17 protein-coding genes and 5 pseudogenes are annotated in these 24223 nt (G+C 66.7%); 13 read left to right on the top strand and 9 right to left on the bottom strand.

The annotated features are described in order from the left end of the window. Positions 1 to 76: 76 nt before the first annotated feature. The 5 genes from OHO27_RS01220 to OHO27_RS01240 all read right to left on the bottom strand — a co-directional run bounded on the left by OHO27_RS01220 (position 77) and on the right by OHO27_RS01240 (position 6370). The gene (locus OHO27_RS01220; protein ID WP_328419443.1) at positions 77 to 1243 is read right to left on the bottom strand and encodes a cytochrome P450; all 1167 of its coding nucleotides are present in this window, start codon (positions 1241 to 1243) and stop codon (positions 77 to 79) included. Then, a complete protein-coding gene (locus OHO27_RS01225; RefSeq protein WP_328419445.1) occupies positions 1236 to 1808 on the bottom strand; it encodes a DUF5825 family protein in 573 nt (190 codons plus the stop codon). Before OHO27_RS01225 ends, OHO27_RS01220 begins: the two co-directional genes overlap by 8 nt. After that, positions 1805 to 3721 carry a RiPP maturation radical SAM C-methyltransferase gene (locus OHO27_RS01230; RefSeq protein WP_328430313.1) on the bottom strand — a complete coding sequence of 639 codons (1917 nt, stop codon included), beginning with the start codon at positions 3719 to 3721 and terminating at the stop codon, positions 1805 to 1807. Before OHO27_RS01230 ends, OHO27_RS01225 begins: the two co-directional genes overlap by 4 nt. A 34-nt stretch (positions 3722 to 3755) precedes the next feature. Further along, the gene (locus OHO27_RS01235) at positions 3756 to 5021 is read right to left on the bottom strand and encodes an MFS transporter (RefSeq protein ID WP_328419447.1); all 1266 of its coding nucleotides are present in this window, start codon (positions 5019 to 5021) and stop codon (positions 3756 to 3758) included. Positions 5022 to 5302: 281 nt separating this feature from the next. Beyond that, entirely contained in the window at positions 5303 to 6370 is a 1068-nt protein-coding gene (locus OHO27_RS01240) for a cytochrome P450 (RefSeq protein WP_443059502.1), read from the bottom strand. A gap of 1106 nt (positions 6371 to 7476) precedes the next feature. Here OHO27_RS01240 and OHO27_RS01245 point away from each other — a divergent pair. The 4 genes from OHO27_RS01245 to OHO27_RS01260 are packed head-to-tail and all read left to right on the top strand — an operon-like array spanning position 7477 to position 11922. Then, complete coding sequence (locus OHO27_RS01245) at positions 7477 to 7638, top strand: hypothetical protein (RefSeq protein WP_328419449.1); 162 nt, start codon at positions 7477 to 7479, stop codon at positions 7636 to 7638. Positions 7639 to 7647: 9 nt separating this feature from the next. After that, the gene (locus OHO27_RS01250; RefSeq protein WP_328419451.1) at positions 7648 to 9690 is read left to right on the top strand and encodes a B12-binding domain-containing radical SAM protein; all 2043 of its coding nucleotides are present in this window, start codon (positions 7648 to 7650) and stop codon (positions 9688 to 9690) included. Then, complete coding sequence (locus OHO27_RS01255; protein ID WP_328419453.1) at positions 9687 to 10931, top strand: hypothetical protein; 1245 nt, start codon at positions 9687 to 9689, stop codon at positions 10929 to 10931. Before OHO27_RS01250 ends, OHO27_RS01255 begins: the two co-directional genes overlap by 4 nt. 40 nt (positions 10932 to 10971) lie before the next feature. After that, entirely contained in the window at positions 10972 to 11922 is a 951-nt protein-coding gene (locus OHO27_RS01260; protein ID WP_328419455.1) for a ThiF family adenylyltransferase, read from the top strand. Between the two features lie 216 nt (positions 11923 to 12138). Here the strand turns inward: OHO27_RS01260 and OHO27_RS01265 are convergent. Then, a pseudogene (locus OHO27_RS01265) lies at positions 12139 to 12360 on the bottom strand (IS1380 family transposase); the annotation flags it as partial. A gap of 298 nt (positions 12361 to 12658) precedes the next feature. Between OHO27_RS01265 and OHO27_RS01270 the strand changes: the two are divergent. The 3 genes and pseudogenes from OHO27_RS01270 to OHO27_RS01280 all read left to right on the top strand — a co-directional run bounded on the left by OHO27_RS01270 (position 12659) and on the right by OHO27_RS01280 (position 15134). Then, positions 12659 to 13837: a N(5)-(carboxyethyl)ornithine synthase gene (locus OHO27_RS01270; RefSeq protein WP_328419457.1), complete on the top strand. Its 1179-nt coding sequence runs from the start codon at positions 12659 to 12661 to the stop codon at positions 13835 to 13837. A 538-nt stretch (positions 13838 to 14375) separates the two neighbouring features. Continuing rightward, a pseudogene (locus tag OHO27_RS01275) lies at positions 14376 to 14695 on the top strand (acyl-CoA desaturase); the annotation flags it as partial. 113 nt (positions 14696 to 14808) lie between these two features. Further along, positions 14809 to 15134 (top strand): annotated as a pseudogene (locus OHO27_RS01280) (DUF5994 family protein). 135 nt (positions 15135 to 15269) lie between these two features. Here OHO27_RS01280 and OHO27_RS01285 read toward each other — a convergent pair. Both OHO27_RS01285 and OHO27_RS01290 read right to left on the bottom strand, forming a co-directional pair. Then, entirely contained in the window at positions 15270 to 15818 is a 549-nt protein-coding gene (locus OHO27_RS01285; RefSeq protein WP_328419459.1) for a DUF5994 family protein, read from the bottom strand. A gap of 156 nt (positions 15819 to 15974) precedes the next feature. Continuing rightward, positions 15975 to 16226 (bottom strand): hypothetical protein, encoded by a 252-nt coding sequence (locus OHO27_RS01290; protein WP_328419461.1) that lies wholly within the window; start codon positions 16224 to 16226, stop codon positions 15975 to 15977. Between the two features lie 198 nt (positions 16227 to 16424). Between OHO27_RS01290 and OHO27_RS01295 the strand changes: the two genes are divergently transcribed. After that, entirely contained in the window at positions 16425 to 16937 is a 513-nt protein-coding gene (locus tag OHO27_RS01295; protein ID WP_328419463.1) for a DUF5994 family protein, read from the top strand. An 18-nt stretch (positions 16938 to 16955) separates the two neighbouring features. Here the strand turns inward: OHO27_RS01295 and OHO27_RS01300 are convergent, their stop codons facing one another. Further along, positions 16956 to 17231, bottom strand: coding sequence for an ANTAR domain-containing protein (locus OHO27_RS01300; RefSeq protein ID WP_328419465.1), 276 nt, complete (start codon positions 17229 to 17231; stop codon positions 16956 to 16958). 736 nt (positions 17232 to 17967) lie between these two features. Here OHO27_RS01300 and OHO27_RS01305 point away from each other — a divergent pair. From OHO27_RS01305 to OHO27_RS01325, 5 genes and pseudogenes are all read left to right on the top strand, one after another. Then, positions 17968 to 18801 carry a PIG-L family deacetylase gene (locus OHO27_RS01305; protein ID WP_328419467.1) on the top strand — a complete coding sequence of 278 codons (834 nt, stop codon included), beginning with the start codon at positions 17968 to 17970 and terminating at the stop codon, positions 18799 to 18801. Positions 18802 to 19397: 596 nt separating this feature from the next. Beyond that, positions 19398 to 20537 carry a LacI family DNA-binding transcriptional regulator gene (locus OHO27_RS01310; RefSeq protein WP_328419469.1) on the top strand — a complete coding sequence of 380 codons (1140 nt, stop codon included), beginning with the start codon at positions 19398 to 19400 and terminating at the stop codon, positions 20535 to 20537. Positions 20538 to 20928: 391 nt separating this feature from the next. Beyond that, a pseudogene (locus OHO27_RS01315) lies at positions 20929 to 22321 on the top strand (ABC transporter substrate-binding protein). 1 nt (position 22322) lies between these two features. Then, positions 22323 to 23243, top strand: coding sequence for a carbohydrate ABC transporter permease (locus tag OHO27_RS01320; protein ID WP_328419471.1), 921 nt, complete (start codon positions 22323 to 22325; stop codon positions 23241 to 23243). Next, a pseudogene (locus tag OHO27_RS01325) lies at positions 23240 to 24177 on the top strand (carbohydrate ABC transporter permease). Before OHO27_RS01320 ends, OHO27_RS01325 begins: the two are co-directional and overlap by 4 nt. The last annotated feature ends 46 nt before the right edge of the window (positions 24178 to 24223 follow it).

Genomic DNA, 24223 nt, shown 5'->3' on the forward strand with positions numbered 1-24223 from the left:
GGTCCGACTTGTCCAGACCAGCGTCAAGAAAATCTTCAATAACAACGCGAAGTAACGCAATCAGGATCACGAGACACTAGTTCGCGCACTCAACCCAAATCGGGAGTTCCACGAGACCGTTCATGACCGCAGTATCGTGGAAACGCAGCTCTGACGGCTCCGCGGTCAGGCCGAAACTCGTTGTTCCCGAGAGAAACGCGCGCAGGGCCTCCGCCGCAATCAGACGTGTGACTGGAATACCAAGGCATGAATGCCGCCCGCGCCCAAACGTCAGATATTCGAAATCCCGACCGCGAGTGGGGTCAAACCTGTGAGCATCGGGAAATGCTGAGGTGTCCCTGTTGCAAACGTCCACCCCGATGACGAGCAAAGTACCTGCGGGAACTGTGTACTGGCCAATCACGGATGGCTCCTTCGTCATCCGATAGATCCCCCGCGCAATCGGGCTCGCGTACCGCTGCACCTCATGGACGAGGCCAGGCAGCAGCGTCTCGTCATCGCGTACGAGACTCTGAGTACTTGGATCTTGCGCCAGGCAGAGGATTCCATTCGTAATCAGTGCCGCCAACACCTCGACACCCGATAGCGCGAGCAGTCGAGTGTTCGCCGCAACTTGTTGATCGTCAAGAGAAGGTAGTTCCGCCATCAGGTCCGACACGAGGTCATCGGCGGGGTGAGCACGCCTGTCGCGCACCCAGTCGACGAGCGTGGCGTCAAGTTCGCGCACCGGGTATCCCTGGTAAACCGCGGTCCTCAGGGCCGAGACGAGGTTTGCGTCAAGTCCAAGCAATCGCGACATGACGCTGTCGGCGATGGGCGCGCCGATCGAGGCGACCGCGTCGAGCCTCCCCATGGTGAGAGCGCTCTCGATCGAGTGTTGGACATCCTGAATCAGCTGGTCCGAGACATCGCGCACGCGATTATCGATGACCCTCCGAAGTGCGCGCCGTACGCGACGATGCTCTTCCCCATCGGTTTGGTTGACCGCGAAGACCATCTCGGACATCGAGTCCGGACGCGACTCGGCCGGCTCGTCGAAAACGCTGGCCATGAGTTCGCCCGCACTGCCGTAGGTTTCGACGTCGGACAAGATGCGGGTGGCTTCGCGGTGATCGTTGACGAGCAGTCCCACTCCTGCCGTTCCCATGCGCATCGGAACGATGGTGGCTGCTGGATCCGCCGGCCCTCGCGAAATAGTCCGCTCATCGAGTGTCTTGCGGAAGAGAATGTTGCCGTCAGACACACCAGACTCCTTGCCTTACGGCAATACCCACACAGTGGTCACCGGAACGAAAGACGAGGTCGTGCAATTCAAGAGCGTGCAGACTGGCCGCCTCTACGGGGGTGATCGTGTGCCCCCAACGGCTTGCGTCAAGAACGGCTGCCGCCGGTTCCGAGCGGTCGATATCGACGCGGCGACGCTCCCCGTAGCGTGTGTCCTCAACGGCTAGGAACGTCGGACCGCGCCGAACGACAAGGGACTCTCCCTGCTGCGCCGACCACGCAAAGGTGCCGTCCGACTGCCGTGGCGGGTCGAGGTGGCGAAGGCACCCGACCTCGAGGGCACCACAGTCGCCGCTCCACGAAACCCGCAAACCAACGCCGCGCGCGTCGCGCAGGAGCGCGATCAAGGAGACGAGTTCGCGATCGCCCATCTCCGACATGGCAAAATGACCGACCAGTCGAACCCCGGCGTATCCCGACCGGGTCAGGGTGACGAGATCCTCCCTGCTCTGCATCGAGTGGAGATTCACTGGCGCGAAGAGCCTTCGTCGGTTCGACCGCCGCTCTGCTGTCTGCTTCGTCACCAGCGCAATCCTGTCGCGAGCGCCAAATAGGTGGCATCCTCATGAAAAATGATTCCGAGCTCCATCCAATTCTTGAGGAGCTCTTCGAGCTGGCCTTCCGGCACTGCAATCCCGAGCGAGGACATCGTGGAAGCGAGTGCAGGAAGCGTTTTGCCCTTGGCCAGTGCGCGGTAGGCCTCGGCCTCGAGACCCGGTTGAAGCACCACCTCACGGGAGGGCCAGGTGGACCGGTCGTCGACGACGATGAGCGAGTCGTCCGGCGCCGACAGAACGACCAGCCGAGAAATGGATGCGTTGGCCCTCCAGTTCGCGACCGCTTCGCCCAACATCTCATACGTTTCAGGTGATATGCCAGCGGGCTCGGACTCAAACACGTAGACGAAGTCATCGAGGGCATCCACTACCCCCTCGTAAGCGCTCACCAGGTTGCGCGAGGGACCGAGCACCCGGAGGCCGAGTTCTGGATCGTCGAAGTAGGGGCTGAAGCGTTCCAGTTTGATCGGGAACACCCCGGCGGGCGGCGTCAGATGATGGAGGGATGGGAGCGAGTCGATCAACGCCGCATAGTCGCGGTCATGCTCCCCGGGGAAGCCCACAAGGATATTCCATGACGGATAGATCCTGCAGGTGGCACAGTCTCGTAGGAATCGCACGTTCTGCCAACCGGTCACCCCCTTGCGCATGATGCGCAGGATGGGTGTACAGAGGCTCTCGACACCTGGTTGTAGTTGAGTGAAACCGGCGCGCGCAAGGGACTCGAGTTGACTGAAATTGAGGTTCGACTTCACCTCGGCGAACAACCGGACGTCCCATTCAGCGGGCAGCGCCATATCCGTGGTCAGTCGAACCACATGGTCGGGCGCCAAAATGTTGTCGGAAAACACCAGGTCAAGCACGTTGTGCCGACGGACAGCCCGGCTGGCTTCCGCTTGCACGCGCTCGGCAGGCTTTGCGCGATGAGCCATGGCTGACCCGTTCAAGCCGCAGAATGTGCAATGGTGCTTCGCACCCCACCAGCATCCGCGGCTGGCCTCCAGAGGAATCTTGACATCGATGAGTTGGGCGGCCGGAGACTTCCGCAGATCGCGGAAATAGTGATCGTAGACGGGCTCCGGCACCGCGTTCATCGAGACGGGTGTCGGTCCGATGGGGTTGCTTACCGAGGCTCCATCGACGTCGGATCGCCAGCACAGGCCAGGCACGGTACGCAGCAGTTCGTCATGTCCGTTCTCGTCACCGCTACGACATCCTGCGATGTGGGCGATGAGTGGCGCGATCGAGCGCTCCGCCTCGCCCCGGATCACGTAATCGAACTCCGCGCGAGCGCGGTGGACTGCCGTACCTTGAACGCCGTCGCAGTTCGCCCCGCCGAGCATCGTGACGATGCTCGGGGACAACTCCTTGACGCGGTGCGCGAGCGCGAACGAGGCAATGTTCTGATCGAACGTCGTCGTCAACCCCAGGACATCGACGCCTGACGTTACGAGATCTCGGGCCAACTCGTCGATGAAGGCGGGCGCCGCTCGGAACATCGCACAATAGGCATCAACGTGCTCACTGTCGCTCACGAGGTCATAGAAACTCGTGTGGCGTGGGTCGGTACCGGGGCGGAAGCAGCTGGAGAAGACCCATTCGCCGACCCCGAACACCTCAGCATCGACGATCAGTTCGTAGTGCTCACGTTCGAGGCCCACCTCCCGGACCAGGAAGTCGAGCCACCGAATATTGGCATAGACGACGTCGAGCTTCTCAACTTCTCCGCGCTGCTCGAACAACGGAGCGATCGTGCTCAGCGCCAGTGAGGGCATGTCCACCACGGCCCAGGGCATGCAGACCAACGCAACCGAAAGGGCATCCTCGTGCACGACCGGCGGGTTTAGATCCAGCACCGGTCGTTTGTGCCCGATCTGCATCAATTCCACTTCGGCTCCTCATCGTTAGCCTGTTTCAGGATGCCTTTTGGTCGGCGGGCTTCTCGATCTCGGTGGTCACCCGCGCGCCTCGGAAGAGCACCGGGAGCCACAGGAGACATGCCAACAGGGGGACCGCGGCGTAGGTGGCCATGCCCACGCTGGAGCCCAACCCGTCCATGAGCGTGCCGAGGACGAGATAGCCGGTGCCGATGAGCACCGACTCCACGAATGCGATCATCGACAGCAGGCTCGCCCGGTGGCGCGACGGCACTGCCTCGTTGAGCACGTTGTCCACGAGCACCGCGGTGATCTCGGGAATTCCGACCAGGACCAGGAACGCGGCGATGGTGACCCAGACAAGGCCGAGGCCGCTCAGGCCGAGTGCCACGGCGAGCGTCACGAGTGACACCGGGATGACGATCCGATACCCGATGCGCCGGTTCGCGCGGTCCGACAGCAAGGGAACAAGTCCGCCGACGAAGAATCCCGCCGATATGACCACGCTCACCAATGCGGTGCCCGCTCCCTGATCGGAGAGGGTCTTCTGCGTAAAAATGATGTACGGCGTCAGAGTCGCGTGCATCAATCCGGACACCACGACAAGCGTCACGAGCGCCGGCGTGGCGACCCGAAGCATCGCCCGCCATGCCGTGGCGTCGCGGTGCTTCTCGGCTCCGTCCTGCTCGTCCACCGCGTCTGCGCCGCGGATCTCGGGCACCCGTGACATCAGCACCACCACGGCCAGGACAAGGCACGACGCCGAACCGAGGTAGACGATTCCCCAGGAGAACTGCTGCAGTTGGCCGCCGAGGACGATGGCGACTCCCGAGGTGACCGTCCCGAGCATGGTGAACCGGGACTTGATCTTGACGTATCCGGCCGTCGCACCACGACGCACGAGCAGGTCGTACAGCAGGGCGGTGTCCGAACCGGATACACATGCCATGCCCACGCCCTGGCCCATGAACAGCGCCAGGAATACCCAGTAGTTGGAGGACGTCACCTGACCGAGCAGGCATCCAGCTATCAGCACCTGGCCGATCACGATACTGGCACGCCTGCCGATCCGGTCAGCGATGACTCCCGTCGGCAACTCCGCAAGTCCGCTGACCAGGTAGATCAGAGTCTGAAGGAGGGCCACTTGCCCGGCGGAGAAGCCTCGCTCATAAAGGAAGAGGACGAATACGCCGCGCTGGAACAGCGAGTTGGCGAGCACGGCATAGACGTAGAACGGGCGCGCGACGCTTCGTGCTGCATCGTCGACTGCAGCCGACCCGTCAAGGGCCTCCGTGGTGGTCATGCTGCGGGCTCCCCCTGGTGACTCCGGTGATCATTGGTGTGGGGCCTCCGCCGTCGACCGGAACCTACAGTCCTTACTTCGCGCAGGGCATCGGGCCGACCCTCCGGGAACCGTTGCCGGCGCCGCGGCCATCCTCGGTGGAGGTGCCAAGTGCTGGAACCGGTAGCGTGCATCTCCTGGAAACCCTCCACCACCGGCAGACTCCGCTCCTGCTCCGGCCGGCCGTGCCCGATCTGCAACAAGTCCACTCCGGCTCCTGTCACCGGCTCAGCCTCGTTCACTTACCAGCTCACGGGCATCTTCTTGACGCCGTATCCGAGCCCGTCGTCCATGAACGGGAGGTCGCCGAGGTCGGCGGCCAGGGCCAGTGTCGGAATGCGCCGGAACAAGGCGGCGAACACGACCTGGAGCTCCAGGCGGGCCAGCGGTTGGCCGGTGCACTTGTGCACACCGTGCCCGAAGGCGAGCTGCTGGCTGGCATCGCGGCGTAGGTCCAGCTCCCCGGCATCGGGGAACGCGCTTTCGTCGCGGTTGCCGATCTCCTCCGGGAGGATCAGACCCTCGCCGGCGCGGATCACCTGCCCGGCGATCTCGATGTCCTCCACGGCCACGCGGCGACGGCCGGGCTGGACGGTGGTCAGGTACCGCAGCAGTTCGTCGACGGCCGCGGCGACCTCGGGTCCGTCGGAGTCCTTCAGGACAGTGATCTGGTCGGGATGTTGCAGCAGGGCCAGCGTGCCCAGCGCAATCATGCTGGCTGTGGTCTCGTGCCCCGAGATCAGCAGGAACAGGACCAGCATCACCAGCTGATGCCGGTTCAGCTGGCCGGTGGCCAGCCGTTCGGTGGCCAGCTGGGACAGCAGGTCGTCTTCGGGGGCAGCGAGCTTGCGGCCGATCAGCTTCGCCAGGTAGTGATACAGCTCGTGCTGGGACTTGTTCACGACGTCGTCCGGGACGTCGCTGCCGGTCATTGTCCTGATGGCGTGCTGGAAGAAGTCGTGGTCCTCGTAAGGGACACCGAGCACGTGGCAGATGGTGATGGACGGAATCGGCAGGGCGAAATCCGCCACGAAATCCGCCGGCTTCGGGCCGGCCAGCAGAGCATCGATGTGGTCGTCGACGACTTGCTGGACTGTGGGCCGCAGTTGCTCGACCTTGCGGGGGGTGAACGGCCGGGCGATCATCCGGCGCAGCCGGAGATGCTCGGGGCCTTCCATGGCGGTCAGGAACTGGCCTTCTTCATGGTGGTCCCGCAGAAACTGACTGTGGAACGGGTAGCCCGGCTGCATCCAGTCCGCGCTGACCCGGCGGTCCGACAGGAGCGCGCACTGCTCCGCATGCCTCGTCACCAGCCACGGAGTGCTGTCGTCCCAAAGCCGAACTCGGACCAGCGGCGCCCGTTCCTGTAGCTCGGCGAGCTCAGGTGCCGGATCCAGCGGACAACCAGGCGCCCTGGGAATCGGAAAGAACGGGACTGCCGTGGATTCCAGATCAGGAACGTTGGCCTGCGAAGACGTCACAATCCTAGCTCCGTCCCGAATGTCACATAACGGAAGACACATTAAAAGTGGGGGCCGATGGCACCCACACCCTCCAAGCAGATGCAGGAACCATGGGCCGAGTGTTCGTCGAGAGACGATCCCTCAGCCTCAAGAGACCTCATGACCGCCGGCAGAACGACCCTGCCGGATGCCCTGAATGACTGGGCTCGCTGAATGGAGTGATCACCGAATCGGCCTCCACCACCTACGGATTCCGGTCTTTGATCTTTCGCGCCACATGGCGGGAAACGATCCATGTGCAGCCCTTGTCCGCTGAAGGTGAGCAGCATCAAACGGCAGCCTCTCCGATTGGCACTGTTCCGGACCGGCAGCAGCCTACCCAGATTCGATCAAGCCCTACAAGGGGCGGGAAAGGCCTGGCATCCGTCGGTCAGCGGACATCGGGGCACGTGCGCGATGCGCCGGAACCGCACGGGCCGTCGGCAGTTCCTGCCCCACGAAACGCCCCCCACCGGAACAGTGAAGTACCACTCCCCCACTGGCATGAAGAGGGCACCGAACAGGACTTCACGACCTGCTGTGCTGACAACTGCGGGAGAAGCGGAATCGACCGCGTCCGCCACTCAGGGAGAGGTCCCCACCAGCAAGGCCGCCGCTGCCCGTACGCGATCAGATTCGGATCATCGAACCGCGCCGCGACGGCTCCCCGCGGCGTGGGGAGATCGCATCTTGGAAGTGCCCTCGCGATCTTGCATGCCGGAAGACTGAAGAACTCCCATCGTCGCAGGCCACAGGGCACTTCCTCATTCCTGGCAACATCACAGCCGCACAACGGCCGATGCATCAGGGACCAGGCGTGGCACCGGGAAACGTCTGCACTGCCCATTGACGAGACGCCAAAGACTGTATGAGATAAGGATGTTGGAACCACTCAAGGTAAAGAGGGGTAAAAAATGGCGCAGGCAGTGACGGAGCGTTCGGTGACCGTGATGGATGAGGCGGAACCGGACATGGTGCTCTTCACCGACGAGGAAGGTCTTGACCTTGACGATGACGTCGAGTTGATCGCCCTGTCATCGGCTACTTTGGGTGCCATCGTTGCGCGGCGCTGCTGATCGCACCTGATGCCGACTCAGAAGCGACTGGCCCTCTCGTTTGCTGGGGAGGGCCAGGTGTCGGTTCGATCGTCCACGCGGCATGCTCGCGTGACGCTCGGCCGGCCCCTGATCAATTCCGATGTCAATTCTCCGTTCTTCGTTCCTCTCGGACTGCTCTGCATTGCCTCACCACTGATGGCGCACGGTCATCCCGCCGTTGTCGTCGACCTGGAGTACGAGCACCGGATCGGTGCCTTCGAGCCCAGTGATGCTGACTGGCTCGACCAGACCTGCGCTCGCTTCCTCGCCGACGATCCCGACATTCTCGGCCTCACGTGTCTCGCGGACACCCTCCCGGCATGCCTTCTCATCGGGCGTGAGGTCAAGCGGCTCCGGCCCGATGTCACGCTGGTTCTCGGTGGACCCGGGACGTTCGGTGTCTTCCCCGATGCCCTCCCGCGCTTCGCCGACTGCGTCGACTTCGTGTGCCGCGGCGAGGGAGAGCTCGCGATCACCGCCCTCGCGGATGCCATTGCCGACGGGGCCGATCCCGCCGGGGTACACGGCTTCTGGTCGTGCAAGAACGGCCAGGCCGTGTCCAGCGGGCCCCAGCCGACCACGAACCTGAACCTCGTGCCGATGCCCGCGTATGACGCCGTCCCGATGGGCGACTACATCCGGCTGTCGACCCCGCACATCTTCGACGTACACATCGGCTCCGGGTGCACCTACTCGTGCAAGTTCTGCATGACGTCGACGTTCTGGGACCGCGACTTCCGGATCAAGGATCCCGCGGTCATCCTCGATGAGCTTCGCTTCCTGCACCGCACGTACGGGGTGACCCAGTTCAACTTCCTGCACGACAACTTCGCCAACAAGCGCACGTATCTTGACGAGTTCGTGTCCTACTTCTCCGAGCACAACGACATGTTCGAGTGGGGCTGCGCGGTCCGACCGGACAATGTCAACCCGTCCCTTCTGCGGCGCATGGCCGACGCGGGATGCTTCAACATCTTCTGCGGCACGGACGCGGGGTCGGAGAAGATCCTCAAAGCCATGCTGAAGATGCCCTCGACGAAGCGGACCTACGAGTTCTTCCGGTCCGCCCACGAAGTCGGCATCCAGTTCGAGACGAACACGATCGTGGGATACCCGGACGAAAGCGCCGACGACCTCGAGAAGGCGCTGGAGGTCGTCTTCGACGCGATCGCCTACGGTGCCGTCAACAGTGACCTCAGTGTGCTCCAGCCGCTTCCCGGCGCTGAGATCACGGATGAGTACCGGGCTGAACTCGAACCGCTCGAAAGCGGACTCGACGCCATGGGCACCTTCCTCCCGTCGGACGTCCGCGCGCTCATCAAGGACGATCTGGCGACCTTCACCGGATTCAGCTTCATTCGCAGCGGGAATCGGGACTACGACTACTACCAGGACGTGTTGCGCCTTTCGCGGTACTTCACGCGCCGCTATTACCACCTGCTGCGATTCCTCAAGCAGGGTGCGGGACACACGTACGTTGAATTCATCGACGGACTTCTCGAACGGGCTGCAATGCCCATCGAGGAAGCGCTCGCTGAGATTCTGGCGCACATGGAGGGCGTGCATGCGCAGGCCGCCGGGGCGCTGTTCGCATACGACTCGATGCTTGCGGAGTTCCGGGGGGACGAGGTCGAGGAAGAGCTCGTCAACGTATACCGGCGGCCCGCCACCGTGGAGGAAAAGCCGCATTTCCTGATCGCGGACTTCGATGTCGACGTCGTCACGATGATTTCCGACCCGCGCGAAATCACCTGGAAGCCGGAGCTGAGCCGTCCGACGGTCGTGGTCGTGTATCGCGCAAGTGAGGCAGAGGTGTCGACTCTCCGCCTGACGCCGGCGCAGGCCAAGGTGTTCAAGGCCCTCATGCCGCGCGGGCGGGAAGAACGCGAAGCTCTCCTCGCGAACATCGCCCCTGGGCGGCTGCGCGAGGTCGCGACGGCGGTGGCAGGGCTGTGTGGGCAGATCGACGCCTCGCCGGATGCCCCCGGACGGACTCCTCCGGTGGCCGACAGCCCCCTCGTGACCACGTGAACGTAACGCGCCCCGTCATTGTCGAGGTGGACGACGACCCGATTCGATGGCACGGGCCCACGGGAGGCGACTACCTGAGCCGCTGGTTCGCCGCGGCGAGCCAACGCAGCCGGCTCGATCTCATGTGGGTCGCGGACGACGGGCTGAGCCAGCACTACCGCGTCCAGCAGGGCGCGTCCTTCTCCGACGGGAGCCCGGTGCGTGCGCGCGATCACGCCCGGGCGGTCAAGATAGCGCTCACGGTTCCGTCGCTCCAGCGGTTCCTGCGCGACATCCGCGCGGTCCGCACATCGAAGGATGCGCTCGTCATCGAGCTCCGCCGCCAGGCGCCGCACCTTCCCAGCCTGCTGCGGAGCGTCGATCTCGCTCCCATCTCGTCGTGCGGGCAACTGTCCTCCGGCACGTACGAGCGTGCCGTGCGCACCGCCGATGACGAGTACTGGCTCGAACCCGTCAAGGCCGGCACGCCGCCTGTGCGGGTGCTCGTCCGCCGCGATCCGCACGACGCCCCGGAGAGGTTCCGGCGGGGCGAGGTCGATGTGACGTGCGCGACGGCGTTTCCGCTCGACCGCGTCCCGGACTTCGCGGACAGCCAGGTGTTCCACACGGCACCGACCGCGATCGAGATGCGTCTGGAGATCAACCCCGACAGCCCGTCGGCGGTGGGCGACGCGGAGTTCCGTCGCCGGCTCCTCGGCGCGATTCGCTACGACCGACTTGTCGCACGGTGCTGGAACGGTGCGGAGTCGGCAGCGCCCGACCGCCACGTCGAGGCACCGCCCAGCACCGTCGGCTCCGGCGTACGGCTGCGCCTGGGGTACTGGGACTACTACCCCAACCGGGAGGTGGCCGAAGAAGTCGCGGCCCAGCTGACCGAGAACCTCGGTGTCGAGGTCGAGCTGGCACCCGCCGACTTCGTCTCGGGCTCGGCGCAGTCCTGCGACGTGCTCCTCGCGTTGCGGGGCCCGCTCTTCGAGGATCCGATCTGTGCTCTGGACCTGCTCGACCCGGCGCGCCGTGACCCCGTGCTCGCGCCGCTGCTGCACCGGCTGTCCGAAGTCCCGGACGACGATGCGGCGTACGACGAGCTGCGTCGAGCGGTCCGCGAGCAGTGTCCGGTCCTGCCGCTCCTGCGTCTGCGAGGCCACTGGCTGCAGCGCGAGGCACTGGCAGGTCGGCCCTGGCCACCGATGGGCGCCGTGCGCTTCCCACGGTTCACCTGGAACGCCGATTCTTCATGATCTGCCCCAACGGTGATCTCGCTACGAAGGAAGGCCAGGGATGGCTGACGGAAGCGACCGCTACGTTCTCTCGCCCGCGGCGACCTGGTCCCGCGACGGCGACGAGCTGCGCGTTTTCTCCGACGAGGTACTGCTGGTCCGACGCTGCCCTGAATCGATGTTCGCATGGCTCAAAGCGGTCTCCGACGAGCCGGCCGGCCTCCCAGCGCCGAGCGGAAGCAAAGTGGACGCCATCGTGCGTACGCTTCTTCGGCGTCGCCTCGTAGTCGCACCGTTCGACCGTTCGTGGCACTCGTCCGCCTGGAGGAACCAGGTCGAGTACTTCGCGGCCTTGGGTCTTGATGCCGGCGCGGCACAGGATCGGCTGCGCGCTGCGCACGTGACCGTTCTCGGCGTCGGCGGCATCGGCGGCGCGGTGCTGGCTGAGATCGTGGGTGCGGGCGTGGGCGGGCTCACGCTCGTGGACGGCGACCGGGTCGCGCTGGAGAACCTGAACCGCCAATACCTCTACCGGCGTTGTGACGTCGGACGGGCAAAGGTCGATGTGGCCCGCGAGTGGGTGCGTGAGCGCCTCCCTGAAGCGGAGCCGACCGCTGTCATGGAAACCATCACGACCAGCGACGCGTTGGTGCCGTACCTGCGCGAAGATGGGTTCCTCGTTGTCGCGGCCGACCGTCCTGCATCACTGCCGGAACTGTGCGCTCAAGCCTGTCTTGAGCGCGGAGCGTCGATGATCACGGGAGGCTGCGGCCTCCGAGTAGGGTCGAGTGGCCCGCTGATCCGGCCCGCCGATGTCCCGGCCTTCATCGCGTCACGCCAACAGGCAAAGGCCACGGCCGGAGCCGCGGTCACACCGATGGCGGCCTCGTTCGGCCCGGTCAATACGCTGGTGGGCGCGACGATGGGCCGTGATCTCATCTTCGGCATGCTCGGTGTGAGCGCCCGAACGACTTCGCATCGCGTCGAGCTGCTGGGGACGGCTTGGACCTGAGAGTGCGGAAGGTGAGCTCTGGCCTCGATCTTTCGTGAGGGACCGTCAGCTTTTCGGCGGGCCTTTCGGTTTGCTCGGGTGGGGTTCTTGGTGTGTGCGAGTTGAGGGCCCGGCTGTCGCGTCGGGTGGTGCCGGGTTCCACTGCTCCGGGCTGGGTCATCCTGTCGTAGGGGCAGGTGAATCTGCCGTTCAGCCAGGGTTCGGTAGGAGTGCGAGTTATTCCAGGGCGCTGGTGATCTCGCGGGTCCAGGGCACCTGGTCGGCGAGGCGGAGGATGCGGCGTCGGCCGGCCGTGGTGAACAGGCGTAGTCGCGGGCGGCGGGGTTCCCAGAGGCGGACCGCCTTGCCCCTCAGGGCGAACATGGGCATCCAGGCCGGCAGGTCGCGAGCGATCTGCACGATCTCCAGCCAGACGCGGTTCTGTGTGGTGTGGTAGAGGCGGCGCTCGTTCAGCAGCATGCGCATGTTGTGTTCCGGGCCGGCCATCCGCCACCGGTCGGGGCGGGCCCGCTTCTAGGCTGTCCTGCCCGCCGGATGACAGCACGGCCGCTCCTCGCCGAGACTGTGGCGTTTGCACCATTTGTGGGCGGCCCGGTCCGCGCCGGTCGCGGCCCCTTCCAGTATGTCGCCCGGACCCGGCTCCCGCTCGTGCGCCCTCCCCTGGCCGCCCCGGCCCCTCGCGACCGGCTGCCGGACTGCCCCGGTGTGCTAAACAGGGAGCAACCAAAGGGGCATTTTGCAGCAGCTCACGCTCGGAATCATGTCGCAGACCCGCAAGGAAAACGAGCATCGTCTGCCCGTTCACCCCGCTCATTTCGACCGCATCGACGCCAGTCTCCGCGAGCGCATCTACCTCCAGGAAAACTACGGAGAGCATTTCGGCGTCCCAGACAGCCAGCTCGCCCCGCTCGTCGCGGGCTTTCGCACGCGCGAGGAACTCATCGCCGACTGCGATGTCATCCTGCTGGCCAAACCACTCCACGAAGACCTGGCGGAACTGCGCGAGGGTCAGGTCCTGTGGGGCTGGCCGCACTGTGTCCAGGACGAGAGGCTCACCCAGACCGCCATCGACCGGCGGCTGACTTTGATCGCCTTCGAAGCGATGAACCACTGGACCCGCAGCGGCGCCTTCAACCTGCACGTCTTCCACAAGAACAACGAGCTGGCCGGGTACTCCTCGGTCCTGCATGCCATGCAGCTGACCGGCGTGACAGGCGACTACGGGCGGCGGCAGCGTGCCGTCGTGATCGGCTTCGGCGCGACCGCCCGCGGCGCGGTGACCGCGCTCAGCGGCCTGGGCGTGCACGACGTCGACGTGCTCACCGCGCGTGGCGTCACCGCCGTCAGCTCTCCCATCCACTCCGCGCGGATGGTCCACTTCGACCACGACAAAGCCGACGACACCCTCGACCCGCGACGCAGTGTCGCCCTCACCGAGGACGGCCCGCTGCCGCTGGCCGAGTTCCTCGCCGGGCACAACATCATCGTCAACTGCGTGCTGCAGGACACCGATGCGCCGCTGATGTTCCTGATAGACGAGGACCTGCCCAAGCTGGCTCCCGGCACCCTGGTCATCGACGTCTCCTGCGACGAGGGCATGGGCTTCGACTGGGCCCGGCCCACCACCTTCACCGACCCGATGTTCACCATCGGCGACCACGTCAGGTACTACGGAGTGGATCACAGCCCCTCCTACCTGTGGAACTCCGCGACCTGGGAGAACAGCGAGGCCCTCCTGCCGTACCTGGACGTCGTGCTCCAGGGCCCCGACGGCTGGGACGCCGACGACACGATCCGGCGCGCCATCGAGATCCGCCGTGGCGTCGTCCAAAACCCCAAGGTGCTCGCCTTCCAGCACCGCACCGCAAAGTACCCGCACGCCCATGAGGAGACCCGGGCGGCGTCGCGGCCGTAGCGGCGGGGCATCCGGTGTTCAGTCGTCCTCCGACCGCTGTCCCGAGCCGCCGCGCGGCGGGCGCCTTGCGGAGTAATTCGAATCCGGCTCGTCCGTAGAGCCCCGAGACACTGGGCGATCTTGTCCCGCTCGTCCGACGGGAACAGCGGTGCCGGATCCTGCCGTACATGATCCAGTGCCGCTTTCCTGTGAGCCGTGCCGGACTTGCGAAGCGGCATGCCCCTCAGTCGTGCAGCCGGTCAACGTCCGGTGTCGGCCCGTGTGAACGTGATGCCGCTTCCGAACAGACACGGTTGTGACACGGGCGGGAGTACGGTGGAGAGGACAAGGATATTCCGTATGCCGGAACTGGGAACGGCCCCGCCCCCGGACCGTCGCCCGTGTTCGGGGCCACCGGCCCACCTTCCTTCCGCAGCACGCCACCCGCCCTCGCAGGGCAACCCGTGAGCCCGGCCGCGCCATCCGCATCCAGGCCGAGGAGCCACGTATACCGCTCAGTCCGACCACATCCACGTCCACGACAGTCACACCGTCGGACACCGTCCCACTGTGGGCGGGACTTGTCCGCATCGCGCTGCTCCACCGCGTCACCCGGAACGTGAACTTGCTGTGCCACACGACCGGAGAGCGCCCGTTCCGCACCGGGCGCCACGACCGGGCCACCAACCAGCGGCCCCTCGCCCTGCTCGCGTTCGACGAGGGCCGCCACAACCTCCACCACGCCGACCCCACCAGCGCCCGCCACGGCCGCGACCGCGGCCGCTCGACCCGCCGGCCGCCGTCATCCGCCTTCTCCTCGGCTGGGTGCACGACGTGCGCCGGCCGAGCCCGGCCCGCGTCGCCGCCCGCCGCGTCTGACACATCAACCATTCGTCCATGTACGGCAGTTGGCAGGAGCTCTCATGACCACCGCACTACAACCCCCGCTTCCCCATCCCCTCCTGCGCCTGCGCCTGGCACCTCACAGCGGCATGCCCCGCCCCATCGATGGAGCGTGGTGGCCCCGTTCGTACGACCTGCTCGCCGAACTCCCCGGCTGCTCGCCGGGTTGCCGCGTGCGTGGGGCCATGTCACCAGCGTGACGGTCAACGGGGCGACATGGTCCGCGGTGCCCGGCCGGATGCTCGTCTCCAACCAGGTCGTAAGGCTGCACAGGACCCTCACGGCATCCGCCGCGCACACGATCGTCCTGCTCGCGCCCGGCCAGGGGCGCTGGGATCTGCTGGTCGTGCCACCGAATACGACGGAGGAGGCCGCGGAACCGCTCATGGCGGCCGCGGCGGACGGTCAGGCGTGACGCGACCCGTCACGTACCGCCCGGACGAGCCGGTGGTACGTGACGGGTGCTGCGCCTCAAGCCGCTGGACCAGGCGTGACGCGGCAACGACCAGGATCAGCAAAGTACCGACGGCCAGGGCAGTGACCACGGCGGTCACATCCCCACGGCGCTCTGCTGAATCCGGCCGTACAAGGAGGCATCGCCGACCCTGTCCTTCCCGGCCTCCTGGTTTTCGTGGCGTGCCCCTTCTGCCGTCATGAGCGCGGTCGCGGTGATCGGCGGGCCCGTCTCCTCACTCACGGCGGCCATCAGCCGGGCGGCCGAGGTGGCGGCGGTCTCCGGAGGGACGACTAGGAGGTCACGGCGGCCCGCGGTGCGGGACAGCAGCAGGATCGCGTGCGGATCCAGCTCCGAGGTGAACCAACCGACCTTCACCACATGGCCGTTGACGAAGATCCTGGGCGGGAGGATCGGCCAGTGGCGGGGGTTGACCGCCAGACGGGTGATCCGGCCCCACAGCGGATCCAGCACGTCCGCCAGGGCGGATAGCTCGACCGGCAGGTCACGTGAACGAGGCCACCAGGCACCGTCCAACTTGGCGGGCCTGTCGGAAGGGCTCTCGGATTTCAGCGCGAGGCGCGCGGTCGGGGCCCTGAAGGGAACGGCCCGTAGCGGGGGATGAGAGGAGGCGGTCGCGGGCATCGCGCAAACCTGTCTCCGGAGCCTTGCCTGAGCACGGGCGCCCGGTGTCGTCACTCGCCGGGAACGGCACCGGCATCGGGGCCGGTGCGCGAAGTGCTCCCGATGACTTCACGCTACTCCGCGAAAGGTCCGGATGGACCGTTCCCCGGTCCCGACTCACTTCCGCCCGCCGCCACCCTCCGCAGACCGGCTGGTCTCCAGCCACGACCGCGCGGGTTCTGCCACCCGGGCCGTGTCCACGGTGAGGTCGAGACGGGTTCCTCCGTCGGCGCCCGCAGGATAGCTGCGCTGCTCGGTGGCGGCGAAGCAACAGCGGAGGGCCTCCGCGACCCGACGGGCGGCCTCGGGGGAGGCGGCAACGATGCGTACCTCGGCATGCCCGTCCGAGGGTGCTTTCGTGGACTCCATGGCGACCTCGGAGTTCGATGTCCCGGTATGAGACGGGCCGGATTCCTCACTCTACTCCGGCGTGTCCCGCAGCCCCCTCGGGTGCCCGGCGGGCTCCCCGGCCGCCGCCGGGCGGGGAGTACCTCGCCGCCGGGCGGGGAGTACCGTGAAACGAGGAAGCCACTCGGTTCCCTCATCCCCGGCAGGCAGGCGAGTGCCATGTCCGACTCCGGCTCCCCGCATGTGCCCAGGTTCCTGCCGGATGCCGTCCACCAGGCCGTGCGACCCGGGACGGCTGTCGTACGGCTGGAGACGACACACGACCGGCAGAGAGTGCTCGACGGGGCATGGTGGCCGCGTTCCCGCGACATCGCAGCCGAGCTTCCCGGCCTGATCACCGCACTGACCGAGCACATCGGGCCCGTCACCCGCGTCGGCCTGGACGCCGACGCCTGGGAAGGGCTGCCGACGCGGATGACCATCGACGACCGTGTCGTCCACATCGACCCCTCTCCGGTCGGCGACGACACCGTACTCATCACCCGGGGCGAGCAGGACCTCTTCTCCCTCCTGGTCGTCCCGCCGCACGCGACGCGCGATGCCGCGCGCGCGGCCATGGCCGAGGCCGTGCGCGCCGGTAGCGTGTCACAGGCCGAACAGATCCTCGTCGACACCGGCACCGACCGGGCGGACCCGAGCACCGCGGGAGGCCCGCGGGCCCGCGGCGAATAGCCCGGGCGGCTTCGGCGGTCAGCTGGGGCGGTCCTCGGACCGGGCCGTCGCGGGCGCCGGGATGGCGTCGGTGTCGAAGGCGCCCGAGATGATCCGTGTGGCGAAGTCCGACAGGCGTAGGCGACGGGCGCGGGCGTACGACCTGAACATCTCGAAAGCGTCGTCGACGGCGGCGTTCCAGCGTTCCGCAAGGAGGCCCTTGGCCTGTTCGATCATGAAACGGGCCCCCGCAGCGGGCCCGTCCGCGCCGTCGAGCCAGTCCGTGTGCTGCAGTTCAGGGCTGCCGGGCAGCATCGCAGCCCCGGCAAGCTCAATACCGCCTCGGCAGGCTCGGCCGACACGTGGTGGCGATCGCGAGCGCGCTCGCCGGCGTACAGGTGTTCGCGATCCGGCCTGGATGTACGAGTCGCCCTACTGGCTGGCCGGGCAGGGGCGTCAGATGGAGGCCGTAGCCGTGCTGCGGCGGCTCGGCGCGGACGTGCCCGAGGGGACCGTTTCGCGGCCTCCCATGAGGACGATGTACGTCGGCGGTCCCAGAAGGCAGGCGCGGGCCCTGATCGCGGGCGAGGGGCGGCTCTTCATTAAAAGTGCAGCTAAGTACCGCGTACAGGTAACGGTGCACATCGCACAGCGCATCACCACGTGCAGATCCGAGGCTGCGAGGGCGGGTTCGGGGCTTTCCACATCGCAGACCATGGAGACGGCGATCTCCGACGGATACCTTTGGCGTTTTTTGACGGCGCTCCCTCCATCTATCACGAACGAGACAGCCCACCACACGCCAGACGCAGTGCGACAGGACAATGCAGGTCGCGCTTGTAGCTCGTTCGCGTTGAAACGCCGCCGCCTGGATGGCCAAGCGGCCGTGCCGGGAACAGCCGGTCCGGCCGGCGCGGTTGCATCGACTGAGGGACCGGCGCCGCACGGGCGGGGAACACGGAGAGCAGAGGGTCGTCTGCCCCACCAGGATCCGGGCCCCAGGAGCGGTACGCCCGCACTCGGACCTAGACGTATTTCTGCAGGAGGACTCATGACTGACCGGCCCTTGACGCTCATGGCAGTACACGCCCACCCTGACGACGAGGCCACCGGAACCGGAGGGGTCCTCGCGCGGTACGCGGCGGAGGGCATCCGCACGGTTCTCGTGACGTGTACCGACGGCGGTTGCGGTGACGGACCGGGGGGTGTCAAGCCGGGCGATCCCGGGCACGATCCGGCGGCGGTCGCCCTGATGCGCCGTCAGGAACTCGAGGCGAGCCGTGACGTCCTGAAGGTCAGCGATCTGGAGATGCTGGACTATGCCGACTCCGGGATGATGGGCTGGCCGAGCAACGACGCCCCGGGATCCTTCTGGCAGACCCCCGTGGAGGAGGGCGCGGCCCGACTCGCGGAACTCATACGGCACTACCGACCTGATGTGGTCGTCACCTACGACGAGAACGGCTTCTACGGCCACCCGGATCACATCCAAGCCCACCGCATCACGATGGCGGCGCTGGAGATGACCGCGCTGACACCGAAGGTGTACTGGACCACGATGCCCCGCTCGGGGATGCAGCGGTTCGGCGAGATCATGCGCGAGTTTCATCCGGACATGCCGGAGCCGGATCCTGCCGAGGCCGCCGCGATGGCCGAGATCGGCCTCCCCGACGACGAGATCACCACGTGGGTGGACACCACCGCGTTCAGCGGTCAGAAGTTCGACGCGCTGGCCGCGCACGCCAGTCAGGGCGAGAACATCTTCTTCCTCAGGATGGGCAAGGAGAGGTTCGGCGAGTTGATGGGCATGGAGACCTTCGTACGTGTCCAGGACGCCACCGGCGCGGCCGTACCCGAGAACGATCTCTTCGCCGGACTGCGCTGACCCACCCATCCGGAGCGGAACTCGGGAAAGCTCATCGGCCACACGGCGCGATCGAGCACGTCACACACCCGGAGACTTATCCACGCGGGTTCCGCTCCGACAGCCCGCGACCAGGTCGGCAGGCCCTCGCCGACGGCGTCGACGCGCGCCCGCACTGCCGACTCGGAAGGCGCGCGACAGCTCAGGTCACAAGCCCGGCGGTCTGCTCCGATCAAGACAGACCGCCGGGGAAATGACACAAAGCTGAGATTCCGTTGTCCACCACGACGTGAGACTGCGGAAGAAACTGCAGGTCACGAGGGCGGTCTCCGACACCGGCCGCGAGAACCTACACCTGGCTGAACGCTCCGGGCAGGTCACCGGCTGAGGGGGCCCTTTGCCGCAGCCGCTTGAGCAGGCCCGCGCCCGGTGGAATCCTCACCCTCGCCAGGGGCCGCGTATGGCCAGCCGTTCCGTGATCCGACTACGGATACGTTTCGAACTCTTGACGCCGACCTTATGACTGCGTAGACATGACATCGCCATCATGACTGCGTAGTCACGTGATTCTCATCTGACGCCATGGGGTCCGTTCGTGCGGCCACCGAGGAGGCACTATGACGCGAAGAACGGGGCGGAGCACGAGCTCCAGTGCGCCGCGCAGCGTGGACGTGGCCCGCCTGGCCGGTGTTTCGCAGAAGACGGTGTCGCGCGTCTTCAACGACGAGCAGTACGTCTCCACCGACGTCCGCCGGCGCGTTCTGGAGGCCGCCGAGCAACTCGGCTATCGGCGCAACAACGCCGCCCGGGCGTTGGCTTCCGGGCGTACCCGCTCGATCGGCGTGGTGACGCTCGGCACGGCCCTGTACGGACCCGCCACGCTGCTGATGGGCGTCGAGCGAGTCGTCCGGGACACCGGCTACGCGCTCCGCGTGGTCAACACGATGGAAGGCGACCCGGCGGGCATCGCCGGCGCCGTGAACTCGCTCCTCGACCAGGGCGTCGACGGCATCGTCGTGTCCGAACCGATCGACGAGGGGGACGGGGAAGACGCGGCCCTTCGCGTCGAGGTGCCGGTCCTCGTTATCGGTGCACCACCGCCGGTCAGTGCACCCATGATGCTGGCGGCGGGGGGCGGTGCCGACCTGATGGCCCGCGCTGCCACCGAACACCTGCTGGACCTGGGACATACGACGGTCCATCACCTCGCCGGGCCGCAGCGATGGTACGCCGCCCGCGACCGCCTGGAGGGATGGCGGGCGACGCTGACCGCGCACGGCAGGGATGTCCCCCCGGTCGTCGAAGGCGACTGGTCGGCCGGATCCGGATACCGGGCCGGACGTGAACTGGCCGAGGCGCGTGACGTCACGGCTGTCTTCGCCGCCAACGACGACATGGCGATCGGCCTGATCCGCGCGCTGGCAGAGGCCGGGCGGCGCGTACCGGAGGACGTCAGTGTCGTGGGCTTCGACGACATTCCGGTCGCCGCCTACGTCACTCCTCCCCTCACTACGGTGCGACAACCGTTCGACACCGTGGCGCAGGAAGGACTCAAGCGACTGGTGCACGCCATAGAAAACCCGGACGCGGCCCCCCTGCCGTCCAGCGCCCCACCGATAGACCTCATCATCCGCACCTCGACCGCGCCACCGCCGAGCCGGAAGCCCCCGGCTCGCGTACGGCGCACCGCCTCCCGTTCCCAGGGAGGCACGTCCAGTCCGCCGCTCTCGGACGGAGGTCCCTCCACCCACCGCTGAACAACACCGTCAGCACGGAGAGCGGCAAATCAGCACGGGCGGGCCCCTGAGCGAGCCGCTGCACCGGCCCCGCCCACGCACCTCCGGGGCGATCCCCTGGCACGGGCGACACAGGAACACCCCTGAACGCAGCGGGCCCTGAGCGGTTTTTCAGCACACCGTTCTCCGCACGCTCCTCCCTCCCCCTTTGTCTCCTCCATCCCACCGCTCGCCCCGGCTGCCCCTGCACCTCCGTATGAGGCGGCACGTACACCGGGTCCAGTCCACCAAGACGCACATCCGACCGCGTCGGCGTTCGATCCCCCGGTCGTCGCGTCCGTGCCTTTCCTCCACCACACCCGCATGCCCTCGCCAGGCGTGCCGTCATCCTCGCAACCGGCGGGAGTTCACCATGCCCACAAGCACGTTCACATCCAGCCCTTCGCCGATGAGCCGTCGGCTGTTCCTCACCACGACGGGAGCCCTGTCGCTGGGCGCCGCCCTCACGGCCTGCGGTGGCGGTGACTCAGGCGGTTCCTCCGGCTCCGCCGAGCCGGTCAGCCAGGCCGGCATCGACAAGGCGATGAAGACGCCCGACCGAGCTGACGTTCTGGACCTGGGTCCCGAACATCGCCAAGGAGATCGCGCTCTTCGAGAAGAAGTACCCGGCCGTCAAGGTCAAGGTCGTCAACGCCGGCCAGGGCACGCCGCAGTACACCAAGCTGCGTACGGCGTTGAAGGCGGGCAGCGGCGCCCCGGACATGGTGCAGATCGAGTACCAGGCCATCCCCACCTTCACGATCACCGACAGTCTGCTGGACCTTCGGCCATATGGTGCCGCCGAGTTGAAGGAGAGGTTCGTCGATTGGACGTGGGGCCAGGTCAGCGGCATCGACGGCGAGGTCTGGGCGATCCCGCAGGACACCGGCCCGATGGGCATGCTGTACCGCAAGGACATCTTCGACAAGCACGGCATCGAAGTGCCGGGCACATGGGAGGAGTTCGCTGCGGCGGCGCGCAAGCTGCACAAGGCCGACCCTGACGTCTATCTCACCAACCTCGCCGCCAACCAGCCCGCCGCCTGGCACGGTCTGCAGTGGCAGGCCGGCGCCAAGCCGTACGTCACCTCCGGTGGGAGCGAGATCGCCATCAGCGTCGACGCCCCGATCTCCAGGAGGCTCGGCGAGTACTGGGGCAGCCTCGCCAAGGAGGGCGTCATCGGTACCGAGCCGGACTTCACGGACGCCTGGTACGCCGCACTCAACAAGGGCAAGTACGCCACCTGGCTCACCGCCGCCTGGGGCCCGGTATTCCTCTCCGGCTCGGCGAAGGCCACGGCGGGCAAGTGGCGGGCGGCCCCGCTGCCGCAGTGGGACGCCGCCAAGCCCAGCTCGGGCAACTGGGGCGGCTCGACCACCGCGGTCATCCGCTCGACGAAGAACCCCATCGCGGCGGCGATGTTCGCGCAGTTCCTCAACAGCGACCCGGCCAGCGCGAAGATGTTCGCCACCGAGCAGTTCTTCTTCCCTGCGACCAAGGCGCTGCTCACGGACCAGGATTTCGTTTCGGACGCCCCCTCCTTCTACGGCGGCCAGAAGGTCAACCAGCTCTTCGCCGACATCAGCTCGACGGTCAACTCCTCTTTCCAGTGGCCCCCGTTCCTCGACCAGGCGGCCACCGACTGGACCGAGACCGTCGGCAAGTCCCTCGCCGACCAGACCGACACCGTCCGTGCCCTCGGCAGCTGGCAGTCACGGCTCACCACGTACGCCAAGAACCAGGGCTTCACCGTCAAGGGGAGCTGAGATGGCCACCGCCACCCCGGCCCCTGTCAAAGGCCGCCCTCGGTCCAGCGGCACGCGCCGTCACCGGTCGGCGGGGCCACTGTTCGTCGCCCCGTTCATGGTCCTGTTCCTGCTGCTCTTCCTCGCCCCGCTCTGCTACGCCGCCTACCTCAGCCTCTTCCAGACGCGCCTGATCGGCGGCACGGCCTTCGTCGGTCTCGACAACTACATGCAGGCCTTCGGCGACTCCCAGTTCCTCGCCGGCGTCGGACGCGTCGCGCTGTTCTTCGTCGTCCAGGTCCCCGTGATGCTGCTGCTGGCCCTGCTGTTCGCCCTCGCCCTCGACAGCGGCCTCCTGCGCCTCGCGCGCGTCATCCGGCTGGGCATCTTCGTCCCGTACGCCGTGCCGAGCGTGGTCGCGGCGCTCATGTGGGGCTATCTGTACGGGCCGGACTTCGGCCCGTTCGCCCAGCTGAGCCGGAACCTGGACCTGCCGGCTCCGAACTTCCTCAGCCAGGGCTGGATGGTCGGCAGCCTCGCCAACATCGTGACCTGGGAGTTCGTCGGGTACAACATGATCATCCTGTACGCCGCGCTGCGCACGATCCCCCAGGAGCTGTACGAGGCCGCCGCGATGGACGGGGCGGGCGCCTGGCGGATCGCCTGGTCGGTCAAACTGCCTGCTCTCCGGCCCGCGCTCCTTCTCACCCTGTTGTTCTCGGTGATCGGCAGCTTCCAGCTGTTCAACGAGCCGAACCTGCTGATGAAGATCGCCCCGGACGTCATCAGCAGCTCCTACACCGCCAACCTCTACGCCTACTCCCTCGCCTTCACCGGCCAGCAGGTCAACTACGCGGCCACGGTGTCCTTCCTCCTCGGCCTCGTCATCGTGATCGCCTCCTACGGCGTGCTGCTGACCGCGAATCGCAGGAGGACTCCGTGACCACCACCGCAGTCCCCCCGGCGACCGCCACCCCCTCGGCGAAGCGTCGACTGCTCCCACCCCGCGTAGGACACCGGCCGTCGTCGAGGCGCCGCAGCACCCCGCTGACGATCGCCATGCTGGCCGCCCTGGCCTACTTCCTCCTCCCGCTCTTCTGGCTGCTGATCGCCTCGACGAAGAGCACCGAGGACCTGTTCAACAGCTTCGGTCTGTGGTTCTCCGACGCCCCTCAGCTGCTGACGAACATCAAGGCGACCTTCACCCAGGACGACGGGGTCTTCGTGAACTGGCTGCTGAACACGGTGATCTACGCCGTTGTCAGCGCCGTCGGCGCCGCCCTGCTCGCGACGGCCGCCGGATACGGCTTCGCCAAATTCCGCTTCCGCGGGGACCGGACAGCGTTCAACTTGGTTCTCGGCGCGGTCATGGTCCCGACCACCGCCCTGGCCATCCCGACCTATCTGCTCTTCGCGCAGGCCGGCCTGGCCAACACCCCTGGGCGATCATCCTGCCCTCTCTCGTCAACCCGTTCGGCCTCTACCTGATGCGCGTATACGCCGAGGGCGCGGTCCCCGACAGCATCTTGGAGGCCGCACGCATCGACGGCGCCGGTGAGGTCCGGATCTTCTTCCGGATCGCGCTGCGGCTGCTGGGCCCGGGTCTGGTGACCGTCCTGCTGTTCACCCTCGTGGCGACCTGGAACAACTACTTCCTGCCGCTGATCATGCTCAACGACCCGGACCTGTACCCGATCACCGTGGGTCTGGCCTCCTGGGCGGCCCAGGCGCAGAACGGCGGCGCGGGTGCCAGCAGCGACATGCTCGCGCTGGTGGTGACCGGCTCGTTGATCTCGATCGTCCCGCTCGTCGTGGCCTTCCTGATGCTCCAGCGGTTCTGGCAGAGCGGCCTGGCCACCGGCGGCGTCAAGCAGTAGGGAACTCAGCGCCCTCGTACCACGCCCCCCTTCTCCCCGCGGAGGT

This window comes from Streptomyces sp. NBC_00443, assembly GCF_036014175.1.
Taxonomy (GTDB): Bacteria; Actinomycetota; Actinomycetes; order Streptomycetales; family Streptomycetaceae; genus Streptomyces.